10 protein-coding genes are annotated in these 14757 nt (G+C 39.9%); all 10 read right to left on the bottom strand.

Features of this window, described 5'->3' with window-relative positions:
* Positions 1 to 408 precede the first annotated feature (408 nt).
* On the bottom strand, positions 409 to 1374 hold the full coding sequence (locus tag ACO6S0_RS05480) for a hypothetical protein (RefSeq protein WP_422350990.1): 966 nt from the start codon (positions 1372 to 1374) through the stop codon (positions 409 to 411).
* A gap of 95 nt (positions 1375 to 1469) precedes the next feature.
* The gene (thrC, locus tag ACO6S0_RS05475) at positions 1470 to 2762 is read right to left on the bottom strand and encodes a threonine synthase (RefSeq protein ID WP_422350989.1); all 1293 of its coding nucleotides are present in this window, start codon (positions 2760 to 2762) and stop codon (positions 1470 to 1472) included.
* A 4-nt stretch (positions 2763 to 2766) separates the two neighbouring features.
* Positions 2767 to 3690: a homoserine kinase gene (locus ACO6S0_RS05470; RefSeq protein ID WP_422350988.1), complete on the bottom strand. Its 924-nt coding sequence runs from the start codon at positions 3688 to 3690 to the stop codon at positions 2767 to 2769.
* Positions 3691 to 3792: 102 nt separating this feature from the next.
* Positions 3793 to 4062 carry a DUF1611 domain-containing protein gene (locus tag ACO6S0_RS05465; protein ID WP_422350987.1) on the bottom strand — a complete coding sequence of 90 codons (270 nt, stop codon included), beginning with the start codon at positions 4060 to 4062 and terminating at the stop codon, positions 3793 to 3795.
* A 310-nt stretch (positions 4063 to 4372) separates the two neighbouring features.
* Entirely contained in the window at positions 4373 to 5608 is a 1236-nt protein-coding gene (locus ACO6S0_RS05460; protein ID WP_422350986.1) for a glycoside hydrolase family 88 protein, read from the bottom strand.
* A gap of 227 nt (positions 5609 to 5835) precedes the next feature.
* Entirely contained in the window at positions 5836 to 8058 is a 2223-nt protein-coding gene (locus tag ACO6S0_RS05455) for a glycoside hydrolase family 20 zincin-like fold domain-containing protein (protein ID WP_422350985.1), read from the bottom strand.
* 443 nt (positions 8059 to 8501) lie between these two features.
* Positions 8502 to 10064 carry a rhamnogalacturonidase gene (locus tag ACO6S0_RS05450; protein WP_422350984.1) on the bottom strand — a complete coding sequence of 521 codons (1563 nt, stop codon included), beginning with the start codon at positions 10062 to 10064 and terminating at the stop codon, positions 8502 to 8504.
* 47 nt (positions 10065 to 10111) lie between these two features.
* The gene (locus ACO6S0_RS05445) at positions 10112 to 11716 is read right to left on the bottom strand and encodes a sulfatase (RefSeq protein ID WP_422350983.1); all 1605 of its coding nucleotides are present in this window, start codon (positions 11714 to 11716) and stop codon (positions 10112 to 10114) included.
* A gap of 22 nt (positions 11717 to 11738) precedes the next feature.
* Complete coding sequence (locus ACO6S0_RS05440; protein ID WP_422350982.1) at positions 11739 to 13058, bottom strand: hypothetical protein; 1320 nt, start codon at positions 13056 to 13058, stop codon at positions 11739 to 11741.
* Between the two features lie 133 nt (positions 13059 to 13191).
* The gene (locus ACO6S0_RS05435; protein ID WP_422350981.1) at positions 13192 to 14733 is read right to left on the bottom strand and encodes a SusD/RagB family nutrient-binding outer membrane lipoprotein; all 1542 of its coding nucleotides are present in this window, start codon (positions 14731 to 14733) and stop codon (positions 13192 to 13194) included.
* Between the last annotated feature and the right edge of the window lie 24 nt (positions 14734 to 14757).

Genomic DNA, 14757 nt, shown 5'->3' with positions numbered 1-14757 from the left:
ATCGCGTGATTCTCTTTCGGGAATATTGGACAACCAACTTTAAATTCTATAAAACCGTGGAACTTCCTGTAATTTTATTGTTTAGCTTAGGTTCAACCGAAGGTTTCTTCGTTAATCGCACAGCATTTAAGTTAAGTATATTGGTGTTTCAAAGATGAATTCCCCTTTGAAAATTATTCGAGATACTTCTTTAAAAAAGCTATGCAATTGTTCTAAAAATTTTCGACTTTAAAATTAATATCTATCCAAATCCCGCCCAATACATTGTTATTTACGGGTTTTTAATTTATCATAAAATCCTTACAATTGTAGGATACTTTTAAAAAGGGAATTGTTCCCTAATGGCCATCTTCAGAAATTTGCTTAATTCCGAAAAAACCAGTTCATCTTAGTTTTCAAATTCCCGTTCTATTCAATAGAATTTGAATGGATTGGGTCGTATCTCCAAACTTTGTCATGCGTTGTATAAAGTATGTATTCTTTCCCATTGAAAACCACAATGTTACTTGAATGATCTCCATCAACTATTGGGTTATCGGGATATTTTACCCAATGGATAAGATCCTTGGACATAGCAACATTGGAGGTCCATAAAGCTGTTACTCCAGTTTTTGCCCAATCCGGATTATTTGAACCGTGGTAGAACATATAATAGTTATCTTCATATTTTACAATCTGATTTGCTGCGACCGCTGCCTCGTCATACTCTCCGGGCCCGATTTGTAGTATAGGTTCATCTTGAACATTGGTCCATGTTATAAAATCCTCTGATTTGGCCAACCAAACCCCAAGATCATTACGTTCATAGAATAAATATTTTTCCCCGTTTTCAACCCACACTGTTGGGGTACCATAAGGTCCTTCATCCAAGGGGGTTCCATCAGTTTTTAACACTGTAAGTTTTCCTTTTGGGGTCCATGTAATGCCATCAGGGGAAACTAAATATTTGGCAACATCGTTCATACCCTCCGCAAACATATAATATAAGCCTTCATGTTTTAGGACAAACATATCTTCCACCCATTCATCAGCCAGAATCGCCCCATCTTGATAGCGATCCCAAATAATCCCATCATTAGAAAGTGCCAATCCAAGGAACCTTTTATCAGAAATGCTGTCGTTGTATCCTGTGTACCACATTTTGTATTTACCTTGATCATAAAGAATAAAACCTCTCTCCCTGATATTACGGTCCCAACTGTTTGTATTGGTGCCTTCAAAAATTGGGTTCTGGTCTATTGGCTCAAATCGGACTATTTCCCTAGGGAAATAGTCCGTATCTGAATGTGTGATTTTGTTCAATTCCTTTTTTTCCAACTTACATGAAGTTACCCAAGTCGCCATAATCAAAATGGCATATCCAAATTTTTTCATTTTATCAACACAAAATTTTACTCGTTTTACATTTTTATTAAATCTTTACTTTTGCATCGCCCACACCCAAGTCCACCCGATTCTTAAGAAACAATTTACTGCATGAGATAGGATTTTAGCTCATCATAGTTAGAAATCAAAGTAGCTTCTTTTTTCTTATTCATTACTTTTTTGATTTGAGGTGGCATTTCTGGTATCAATCCAAGGTTTTCCTCTACTACATCCAAGAACTTTATGGGGTGTGCGGTTTCTAAAAAAACCCCGTAAGTACCAGGATTATTTTTTTGATATTCTTTCAATCCAAGATAGCCCACTGCTCCATGGGGATCCATAACATATCCCGTTTTTGAATACACTTGTTTTATGGCATGTATTGTGGTTTCATCCGTAAAAGCGTATGAAGACAGGTTTTCTTTCAGGGTTGACAAATTATTGTGGTAAAGGTGTTGAATCCGAATAAAATTACTTGGATCCCCTACGTCCATGGCATTGGAAATTGTGGCAATGGACGGCATAGGTTGATAAATCCCATTCTCCATATATTTAGGCACCACATCGTTAACGTTTGTGGAGGCCACAAAATGTTTTGCCGGAAGTCCTAGTTTTTGGGCGATCATACCTGCACATATATTTCCAAAATTACCTGAGGGCACTGAAAAAACAATATCGCGTCCGCCAGCTTTGGTCTGTTTATAGGCGAACAAAAAGTAAAACATCTGTGGCAACCATCTAGCCACATTTATACTGTTGGCCGAAGTCATATTTCTATGCATGGTGATTTCCCTGTCCAAGAACGCTCTTTTCACAAGATTCTGACAATCATCAAATGTGCCATCAACCTCAATGGCATAGATATTATTCCCTAAGGTCGTCAACTGCTTTTCTTGAATATTACTGACTTTACCACTGGGGTACAGAATGATCACTTTGATTCCTTGGACACCTAAAAACCCATTGGCGACGGCACCACCTGTATCGCCGGAGGTAGCCACCAAAACAGTGACCTCCTCTTGTTCGTCTTCAAAAAAATATCCCAAACAATTGGCCATGAATCGTGCACCTACATCCTTGAAAGCCATTGTGGGCCCATGAAAAAGTTCTAAAGTCGATACATTCTCTTCGATTTCAACCAAAGGGAAATCAAAATCCAAAGTTTTATCTATAATTTCTTTTAGCACCTTATCGGGGATATCGTCGCTCACAAATTGACGTATGGCGTTAAATGCGATTTCATTGTTAGATATTTGCTCAATATTGTTGAAAAAAGTAGAGGACAATTGCTTTATCCTTTCAGGAAAATAAAGCCCTCTATCGGGTGCAATTCCGGATATCACCGCTTTCTTAAATGATGTGTCAGGTATGGAGCTGTTTAAACTATAAAATTTCATTTTTCTAAGCTATTTTCTTTACGCCTTGAGTATTGACTTTTGATAAATGAACCTGAAAAGGAACACCAATTTTTGAATACGTTTCTTTCATAGAATCAGCCACTCTTTGACCCATGTGCTTTCCTTTACTAAGGGCAAAGATGGATGGACCTGACCCAGAAATACCACAACCCAAGGCCCCTACTTCAATTGCATTGGTCTTGACTTCATCAAAACCAGGTATTAAAACCGATCGGATCGGCTCAAATATATGGTCATGGAGGGACCTCCCAATAAGATTATAATCGTTTTGGTAAAGCCCTGATATAAGCCCCCCCAAATTACCCCATTGTTGGATGCCTTGTGCAAGTGAAATGGATGTCCTGAGAATTTTCCTAGAGTCAGAGGTATTAATCTCTATTTGCGGATGTATTACCGTGGCATAAAGTTCAGCGGGGGTAGGAAGGGGAATTATGTCCAGGCTATCATAACTTCGCACCAAAGCAAATCCTCCATATATGGCTGGAGCTACATTGTCAGCATGGGCCATGTCACTGGCCAATAATTCACCCTGCATGGCAAATTCCACTAATTCCAATTTGGAGAAAGGTTTTCCCAACAATTCGTTCATCGCCCAAACGGCCCCAGCTGAACTTGCTGCACTACTTCCGATTCCACTGCCAGATTTTATACGTTTATCAATCTCGATTTCAAAGCCACCGACATAATCGCTTTTGGCCAACAATGCCAACCCAGCCACACCAGATACGTTTTTTTCAGTTTCTAAAGGTAGATTCTGACCGACGATCCTGCTGATACGTATGGTTTTTTCGGGAATTTTCCTTACCGTCATAAAATCTCCAACTGATTCCAGTGCCAATCCTAAAACATCAAAGCCACACGATACATTTGCAATGGTAGCCGGACAAAAGACTTTGATTTCTGTCATTGAATCATATTATTAATATCGACTTTAGTGGTTATCACCTATGCCAATAACTTTACTTCAGGAATGCTTACAAATCAATTGTTACTGTATTGCAGGTCATGGTCAATATCTTTCCTTATGAACAGAGGGCCATCGAATATTCTTGTATTGGCAGATTTGGCTCACCATGATATCCACCCTCAAACTTGCCGCCTCCATTATTGGATCAAGCCAATTTTTGGCTAGAATTCCTCCTACTGGTGCCACACCTATCCATAAGGAACGGATCCCAGCATTCAAGGCTTCTACTAAAGTTAGCTTTGGAATTCCCAAATCAACTGCCTTATCGCCTATCGCCTGTTGACCCAAACACAATTCAGACCTCAACTCCACAATTCCCGCTCCGGTTTTGGCATGGTTTGGGTCAGCTTGACTTCTTACAAAAATTAAATAAGGTGCTCTAATAACTTTTGTTTATTTAAAATTTTAATGGTTGTTCCCTCTAATTGACAGTTAAATTTAAATGCTAATAATTTTCGGTCGTATTCACATCAAGCGCACTGCAACTTTTAGTTGATTCAACAGATGGTTATCCACAAGCTAAGCATAAAGGTTAAACATCTTCTATATTTTAAATATCCACAACACAAGTTTAAAAAAACTATATCCAAAAAGCCCGTAAAGGCAACTTGCCTAGGCCACTTTATTGATTTTGAATTTTATCCAAACGAACCAACGCTTCCAAATAATAGTAATCCGCATATACCAGAGGGACATCTATCTCCGCACCGTGAGGTATACTCCCAACCGAATGGTCAAGAATAAAATACTTGTTGGTTTCCGACCCCAGGTATTTAGGTGATGATAAGGTTTTTATCATCTCCTTTGCACTAGAAATGAACTTGTCGCCAAATTCTTTGGAATACATTCCCAGTTCAAGAAGGGCAGAACAGGTTATGGCCGCGGCCGAAGCGTCTCTTAAATCTTCAGTAATCCTTTCTGGGTCATAATCCCATTCTGGCGTAAGCAAGGCGGCCGGTGCATCATAATCCCAATAAGGAATCAAATCTTTTGGAAGCTCTGGATGGTTTAATATATAATTTGCGATGTTTTCCGCGAATTCCAAAAATCTTTTGTCCTTTGTGTATCGGTAACAGATAACATACCCATATAATCCCCATGCCTGACCACGAGCCCATGAAGATTCATCTGCAAAACCCTGTGATGTTGCTTGATCCATTACATTTCCCGTATCAGGATCGTAATCCACTACATGGTAACTTGAAAAGTCTTTTCTGTAGTGGTTTTTCATAGTGGTCAAAGCGTGTTCGACGGCGATTTTTCCAAAAGTTTCATCTCCACTCAATGTAGTTGCTTCAAATAATAATTCAAGGTTCATCATATTATCAATAATCACTGGAAACTTCCATTCAGTTTTGCCATCCCATGATTTTTTCCTGTTCCATGATTTTATACTCTTGACCACAGGACTATATCTTTGGCTCAAGGAGTTTGCTGCCTGTATCAATACTTTCTTGTAATTCTCGTCTTTAGTGATTTTATAACCATTTCCGAAGCTACAATTAATCATAAAACCTATGTCGTGATCATTGGTGACATATTGGACCGGTTCAAGAGCTTCGGTCCATTTAATTGCTTCCTTTTTCCATTGCTCATCATGGGTCAATTTATACACATACCACAGGCTCCCTGAAAAAAAACCGCTTGTCCAACCATAGATCCCGGTTGTTTTCAATTTACCTTTATCGGAAGTAGATCTGGGTATTTTTGTAGGGTCATTATTCTCCTTTAATGAATTTTCATATTGGGATGTAAAAAAAGACAATTTATGTTCAGGCAATGCGGTTACCCTACTTGTTTTACAGGAAAACAAAACTAAAAGTGACCCAAAGACGATGATTGGTTTAAGCTTGTTCATTAATTTCCTTATTTTTAATTACACATCAAGACAATTATCCCATTCAGAGTGCTTGCCGCTTTTTCATTTGATTATTGGTTTTAACTAGATTTTTACTGTACTACGCCCACCAATGCTTTCAATCTAAAAATCATTTTAATTTTAAATCGTATGGGGCAATCGACCTGGAAATGTTTTTTTTATATTTCAAGTGTTTGAGCAACGCTTGCCGGACACAGTACATTTAGCTAATCTTCCAATCTTTCCTCAGGAATTCCAGTGAGCTTGACATTATTCTTGTTCGAATATTCTTTTATCACTTCCCAAAGTTGTTCTTGCCATCCTCCCAAATCCATTCTTTCAATAGGTGCCATCATAAATTCCAACCCTCTTCTACGATCCGCAAAATGGTCTTTTACATCATCCATGATATGGACGAAATTTTTACCCTCGGTATTTCTCCCCTTTTCATATCGACTTTTCTCCCAAACCTGAACCAAATTATTCCACATTTTACCTTCTTCCTCCATAATCCCATCAATAACATTATACGCTTCAATCATCAAGTTGACAACCTTTTGAGGGTTATTTTCCTTCTCGGCAGCCACCAAATAGTCCTCAGCCCTAGCAATATCAACTATCATGTCCATTACATGTCGCTCCAAATAAGCGATTGAGATAAATACTTCAAGATTATACCTGTTTCTGCCCACTTTGGAAATACTATGTGAAAGTAGGTCCAATAAGTGGTCGTTTTTCTTCCTAAGTTCCAGTGCCATATTTATTTTTTCGGCATATTTTTTTCCGAATGTATGCTGCGTAGAATTTGCCTCTTTGTTTTCTTTGAAGGGCAGTGCTGGTAAATCCAAAATCAAATCAGTTCGGGGATAGGAGTGCTTTCCCTTCGAACTTCCGTAGCTATATTTCCTCTCTGTTGATTCGGTTTTATCCCAAAGATCTTCATAGAACCTGGCACCCTCTTGTATCAACCTATAAATCTTTACCATGTTTGGACTTTCATAACCATAAAATGCATTCATGAAATCAGATATATTTTGATTCAAACTAGGTTTTCCAATAGACCAACCGTATTGTGTCACTGTAGCCCAACCCAGCCAAAAAGTTTCACTGTGGAGTCCCGAGTCGTCCCAAGCGGCTGCAAAAGTACCAATTGGCCTCCCTCCTTTTTCAAGAATCCTTGGAATACTTGTTGAAGCATCTTTCAACCTGCCTTGAGTATTCCGGTTACGATATCGGGTTGGAAAGTAATTGGGGAACAGATACTCGGCTCCCTGCATTGAACTATAGGAAAGTTGTTTGATCCCGGCTTTGTTTTCACTTTCAATCCATTCTACGTCCCTACCAGGGGTCATTATTGCATCGATTATTCCAGAACTCAATTGGGTAATATGCTCTGTCAATAAGGGGTATTCAACCCATGCCAACATTTTTCGGTTTCTGCGAGACATCCATTCATGGACCCTATTGACATAATCCACCCAAGTCTGGCTTCTGTTTTCCACATTGTATTCCTTTTCACATTTTCCACAAATACCAGCATAGTAAACCTCATCGGTGGAAACAAAAAAGTATTCAACCCCAGGTGTGGCATCAATCATATCCTGGTACAACTCAAAAATCAACGCCATTGCATCCTCATCACACATACATATATGATAATTGCTTTCTTTATCGGCTTTCAAGTGCTCAAACTCCTGATGCTTCAAAACATAGGTCATGTGGGACGGGGCCTGTATTAATGGTATTAATTGAATAAACCGATCAAGAGCATAAGAGGTTACCTCTATCATTTCCTCTTTTGTAAATGCTCCCGGAGCACCTATAACCGGGTTTCTCGGGAACTCGTATTTATCCTCAATTTCAAATGCAACCGCATTAACTTTGAAAAAAGCAGCCCAGTCCAGGTATTTTTTTAGGGTCCCGACCCTATCCTGATGGTGTTTGGTATCCCAATGGATAACCCTAAGCTCGGTATCCGGCCAATCATTTATTGTTCCAATAGGTATTTCAAATACCCCACCGTGAACAGGTTTTAGCAATTGAAGCAAACTTTGAACACCATAAAAAATTCCCGCTTCAGCGTTTGCTACTATCTTCACTTTTTCAGGCAGAATTTTAATTTGATATGCCTCATTTAAGCGTTTGGCGTTCAAATTTTCAAAAAGTGGTGTCTTTATAATTTCAAGCGATATCTTACCAGTTCCATTTCCATTGAAATCCAAGTTATGGAGTTCCCTAGCACCCACAATAAGTCTATTCAATGCAATTGATTTTGAACCAATTAAATTTTCAATGCCCCAATTATTATCAATCCTAACATCCCCATCCTCAATGTACGTTTGCTGTGGTGCAGGAATTAGACTGTACCCCCTGGCCCTAAGGTCATTAGAAAACAAATTTGTTAACGAACATAATAACGTAAAAAAATAAATGAATAAGTACTTGCCCATAAAATGTTATTATTTAGTTTCTTGGCCCCATTTGACCTGATTAAAAGCCAAAGACGAAAAATTGTCGCACCACCTTGGCCAATCATGATTTAACTCAGCGACAATCCAACAAGTCAAAAATAATAAAAAGAAACGTATCGTAACATATTATTTTCGTTTTATTCTTTTACTTCGAATTTATCAAGATGGAAGTGTAGTTTATGGCGCTATCCTATGAAGCGCATAACCGATATGAAAATATTATTGCCTTTTGTTTCATGCCCTATTTACAATTAGAAGTGTGCGGGTATTCAGGTTGGCCAACAAACCCCCAAAAACCTTTACTTGGTTGGATTTTATAGGGATCTCCCCAAAAGAAGAATCTACTCTTTCATCTGATTATTCTTTCGTATACTTGCGGACCCGAACAAAACACGCTCAGTAAGGTCTTTCATATGGTCGTCCTACAATTTGTATCGAAAAACGTTGTGACTCAAAACCGTATCCTTTAGAAATCTTGATGCCCCGACAGAAAAATCCTTGACATTTCTCAAGTCAAAAAACGGGGCGTCATCGACTCCCACTTCCATATTTAGATTGTAAAAGTTGGCTTGCTGGACGTCGTCAAGTACGAAAACGGGGCGAGCCTCTGGTTCATTGTAATCAATTTTAACATGACTGACCTCCAAACCAATCGCATGTCTTATGTAAAAACCATAAGCAGGAAGCCTTCCAAACATACCCGGTTCGGGGTAATCCGCCTCATTTTCTGGTGGAAATATAAGTCCCTCCTCTTTATTCCCGCCTCCTTCTTGGTTGATCCGCATATTACTGATCTTTACATCTTCAATGTAATGTCCAGGTATAGCGCTTATTGACGAAGTATAGTTACCGCTCACATTTGACGCTATTACATTGTTTATTGATATCCGTTTTATTGTACCTACTTTTGTTCCCTTAGGCCCCCTGAGCCGACTTCCCAAACGAATAAAAATAGGACCATTTGTCAAGTGTCTCATTGTAATGTTTGAAATTGCTATATCTTCAATATGGCCCCCATCTACACTTTCAATTGCTATCCCCCGTGAACGGTCAAACACGCAATTTGTTATTGTGATGTTTTTGAAATCCCCATTGGACTCTGTGCCCAGTTTGATACGTCCAAATTTGTTGGATTTATACTCTGGAGAACTTACTTTAAAGGTTCCGTCAAGAAGAGTTCCCTCATCATATCCCCCTGTCAAATAACAATTAGAAATTGTTATGTTTTCGCTATGTTTGAGTCTTCCAAGTCCATAGGAAGTTTTCAAACAGATACCATCATCCCAAGGTGCATTCACACTACAATTGGAAATCCGAACGTTACGACAGGAGTCAATATCGATTCCATCTCGATTTGTGTCAATTTTTAAATTATCAATTGTAAGGTTGTCCACACCAGTTGCAAGTATTCCAAAATGCCCGCCATGCAAAATTGAAAAATCCCTCAACAGCACATTTCTACATTCTTTTAAAGAAATAGCCTTATTCCCTGATCCCGGGGCGCCATCCTTATACACCTCTGTAAACTTATTGAACCCAGGGTTAAGCCCCTTTCCGTAAATCAGCCCGGCTCCCTGTATGGATATATTTTCAAGGCCAATGCCCCAAATAAGACTGTTCTTCCAATGGCTATGCCCAAAATCTTGAAAACCACCTCCCTTTTCATTCCTCTCTGGAAAATCATACAAAGCAATTGAGTCATGGACAGCTTCTATTATTGAACCAGCCTCCAAATGAATAGTTATGTTACTCTTCAAACGAATAGAGGCGGACAAATATCTGCCCGGAGGGAAATAAACCATCCCTCCCCCTTTATTGCTCGCCTCTATAATGGCTTCATTTATAGCATTGGTATCCAATGTTTTACCATCACCAGTTGCACCGAAATCCCGGACATTAAAAAAAGTAGGCCCTTTGGCAAAAACCACAGTTAAGTTAAGGGTGCACAGGAATAGACTAAAAGATCTTATTGTAAACAACTCCATTTTATACAAAATTTAGAAACAAACCATTTATGGGTTTAACAAAGCCACTACTTTAACCTTAACCAGTCTGGTTTTGGAAAGGGCCTCATTAAACTAAATCTCTGATAGTTCTCGAAAACATCTGGGTCAGGACCAACCTGCCTGGGATCTTTCGTTTCCATCAAGAACGCGGCAAGTTCCTTTTTCATTAAAGCCAGCTCGTCCTGATACTCCAGCTTTTCAGCCAAATTGACCATACAGAAAGGATCCTTTTTAATGTTATATAATTCGTGCTCAGGTCTTTTGGCCGTTGCCATTTCAAAATACCTCGACACCTCATCATTCGCATAATTTTCAATGATATATGTTTTTGATAGTGCTGCATCTATATCCCAAAACGCCTTATCCTGAAATTTACCATTATCATCAAGCCCATACATATCCTCAAGCCGGAAAGGGTCATTGACATCCAGCATTTGAGGAGCTCCGGACGGCCACCTTTCCGGTGCATAATTTCTTATGTAGAGATATTCTTTGGTTCTTATTGCCCTGATCGGATATCCCAAATTTGCCCATCTTGAAGAAGAATGTTTTTCTCTACTGGAGTATACAGCTGTCCTTTCAGGGTCTACAAAGCCATTTCCTTTTGCCAGGAGGATGTTTTTAAAACTTTTTCCCGAAATTGGCTTCATCCCCCCCGTATCCAAACCGGTTATTTCAAAAATGGTCGGAGCAATGTCCACCAAGGAAACCAAGTCATCCACTACCCTACCGTCAGCCACTTGTGCCTTCCACATTACGGCCAAGGGAACATGAATACCATATTCATAACAATTTGCCTTAGCTCTGGGAAATGCCATTCCGTTATCCGAGGTAACAATAATTATGGTATTCTCCAATTCGCCTGCTTTGCGCAAACTTTGGATCATTTTGCCCAAGTGATAGTCAAACCAATCCACTTCCAAAGCATAATCCAAAATATCAGTCTGTACAGGTTTATGATCGGGCAAAAAACCCGGCAGGTATGCATCCTCACCCCTCTTCCCCGCTTTAGCCCCGGAGCCTTCCTCAAATTCCCTATGTGCCTCATAACTTCCATACCAAAAATAAAAGGGTTTATCTTTTGGTTTCTTTGAAAGAAATTCATCAAAATTAGATGCATAGTTGATATCCGAGATACCTGCTGCCGGTATACTATCGTTTGCTCCATATCTTGATCTATTAAATTCTACACCAGCAGGGTTCCTATTCCTTCCGGACAATTTCCAATTAAAGGGCGCACAGCCTTTTCCCGTAAAACCAATTGAATAGCTGTTTTCCTCCAATACATCAACAAACACTTTGTACTCTAACGGAAAAATTGATTGGTGCCCTCCAGCTTCTTCATTCTGCCACGGGTATCTGCCTGTTAATATTGAAGAACGAGAAGGGGCACAGCCTGGAGAGGTGGAAAAGGCATTATTGAAAAGCACTCCTTCTCTAGCTACTAGGTCAAATGCTGGTGTATTTACAGTTTTGTCTCCATAGGCCCCAGCATATGGATACGATTGATCGTCACTAATTGCAATTAGAATGTTCGGTCTTCTTAACCCATGGTCTGATACTTGACCATAAGTATATTGCCATTCCATACAACACAGGGACAATACGATAAAAAGATAATTGAGCTTCATGGGTTTTAAGTTTTAAAGGTTGTCACCTTTTTACATTGGATAAATCTGCCATAAAAACTTGTCTCCGTCCCTTAGGAGCACCTTGGAAAAAAATCTTTGAGTAATCCTTGTTCCAAAAGGGATGCCCATCAAGACGAAGGGTTGGATACATTATATCCTTTCTTGGCATGGTTGGCATCTTACATAGAATTAATTCCTTATCAGCTGTGATATCAATAAGTCGAATGGCAACTTCTTGTCTGCCCTCTGCATCCATAGGATACGAATCAGTCATCAAATATCTTCCATTCTCATCCATTCTTGGGTGTCCGGTCCCCTCAAGGGTTTTACTCAAGATTCTAAAATCCGTACCGTCATACTTGAACTGGCAAAAACGTACAGTACCATCGATCGCAATGTTCCGAATAAGGTGTACCCCATCTGGATGCCAATTGGGGTGTCCTCCCATGCTGCCCCAAACATTGGGCGCCCCGACAGTATATCGTATGTTGGTTCCATCGGAATCAAAGGTAAAGACCATTGCGTTTCTTCCGCCTTGCCCACTTGGAAACAGACAGCGCAAAACCTGCATGATTCTAGTACCCTGATCATTAAATTTCGTGTGCCAAAAATAAAATGTCCCCATTTTTTCAGGAGCGGGCTCAGGGATTTGGGAAGCTACGTCGAACAAACTCACCAAAAGAGTTCTTTCGTTTGTATTCAAATCAGTTTTCCAGATGCCTTCCGACGTGGATGCCCCATAAGGGAGCTTTTTTGGGTTCGTACCAGACTTGGATGGATATCCGTATCCTTGTTGGGTAACATTCAGTAATTCCAAAGGGAATCCCACTACGCATGATCCATCAGGAGAGATGTTGTATTTAGGCCCTGCAAAAGCTCTGGTTTGATTGGTTTCCAAATCGATTTCAACACATACACCCATACCATCCAACACGTCATTGGTATATAGGTATCGGTCTGTGGGACCCCACTCCAAATTGGCTCCAACTTGATACCCCCATGCTTTTGTTGTATACACCTTTGTTATGGTCTGTTCAACAAGATCAACAACACAGACTTCTACGCTTTCACCAAAACTGGGAACCCTATTAAGTTCCGGAACCTTTGTTACCGCTAAATATCTTTGGGACCTACTTAAGGAAGAAACATCATAATAAGTGGATACATAGGAAGCGTCCTCAGGCGTAACTTGGGTGATTGGAACAGCGGTCTCCCCTGAACGATAGGTTTTGAAGCTAAAGTTCTTCTTCTTATAAATTGGCCTTTGAAAAGACCAAACCCCAGGAACAACCAAAAAAGCACAAAAGCCAGCCGAAGTAAAAAGGAAATTTTTCCGATTCATAAAATTCAATGTTTCTAAACAACAAACCCCTTCCCCTTAGATGGGGAAAGGGTCTAATTGCAAGTCGATCAATTTTGGTTGACAGACTCTTAAATTAACTAACTCAAACAATAATCTATGTCACACTAAATAATCAATCCAATATATCGCCCGGGTGTTGATACGGCGCATTGGTATTGGCATCCCACCAAACCCTAGCGGTAAGGATGTCTCCTCCCATACGATCGGAGGCATCCTGATAATTTGAACTATTTAAATTTATTTCTGTCACTGGGTAGCTTATTCTTCTCGGAATTTGGCCATTGGTCTCGCCAATCATGGATCCCAGTAAAATCCTTGGATAACCGGTTCGCCTCCATTCCGACCAAGCTTCCACTGAATTGGGAAACAAGGCCACGTTCTTTTGGGACATTATCTGTTCCAACTGCTCTTCCACACTTCCAGTTAATGTCGCTACCGGTGAATCCAAAAAGTCATCGATGTCACCGCCATCCACTCCATAACGCTCCATATCCGCTCGTATCCCCCTCTTGTACCAGATATCAGCCGCTTCACTACCCAAGTCCAACATCAATTTAGCTTCAGCCAATGCAAAACAAACTTCACTGTAGTACAAAACAGGCATATCAATTACAGGGTTTCTAAAAAAAGTTCCAACCTCTGACAAATCACTATCTGGATAATGCTCTCTTTCCTCGCTTCCATCCAATCCCAAGGGTCTGCCCCTATACAAAAGTAAACTTGGGTCATTGTTGTTTTCGGCTTCAACAACAGAATTTGGTGTAGGGGTGGCAACAATGCCAAGTCGGGGATCATCCGCATCCTTTAGTATGTCAATGATGGTCTTTCCCATTAGCACAGTTAAATCGCCTTGTCTTCTTACGATCTCATTGTAAATGGGGTTCTGATTACTTTCAAAATCATCACTTGTTGTCACATAACCGTTATCATCATTGCTTTCGATCAATTCAGCATTAATAACTTCACTGATATGACTAACCGCTAAACCTTGGTCGACGTATCTAACCCTTAAAGCCAATCGAAGTCGAAGTGAATTTGCAAGCCGCACCCATTTATCCACATCTCCCCCATAAATCAAATCTTCGCTTCCAAAATTATTGTCCAAACCGGCATTCAAATCCTCTACGGCCAGTCTCAGCTCGTTCAACAAATCTCGATAAATGCTTTCCTGGGTATCATATACGGGCTGTGTAATCACTTCGCCAACAGGTCTAGCCGCCTCACTATAGGGAATATCGCCATAAAGGTCGGTCAAACGCTGGTAAATATACACCCTCATTATACGGGCTATGGAATACTTGTTTGCCTGTTCTGGGTCACCTTGGGTTAGCCGTAAAATTTCAGAAACATTCAATAAATTGGAAAAAGACCCCTGAAATTCATCTTCGAAAAATCCCCCTGTAAAAGGTACATTGCCCCCCGATGAGGAATACCCAGCATAATGGCCATATATTTCAAATGGATAGGCCCCATAATCGATAATCATTCGTTTCTGCACCCTGGTCAACAACAAACCGACATCCAACTGGTCCTCTGATAGCAGTGAAGGATCCGAGTTAAGCTTACTAAAGTCTTCAGTACAGGCAACATTTAATAAAAATGAGATTGCCAGTGCAACGATTGGGAGCATTCCAGTTGCTTTAATATTTTTCATCTTTACTTTTTTTAGGATTAGTAA

Source organism: Flagellimonas sp. (genome assembly GCF_965233845.1).
Lineage (GTDB): Bacteria > Bacteroidota > Bacteroidia > Flavobacteriales > Flavobacteriaceae > Flagellimonas.
The sequence above is the reverse complement of the archived record's forward strand: the minus strand, read 5'-3'. Positions and strand labels throughout refer to the sequence as shown.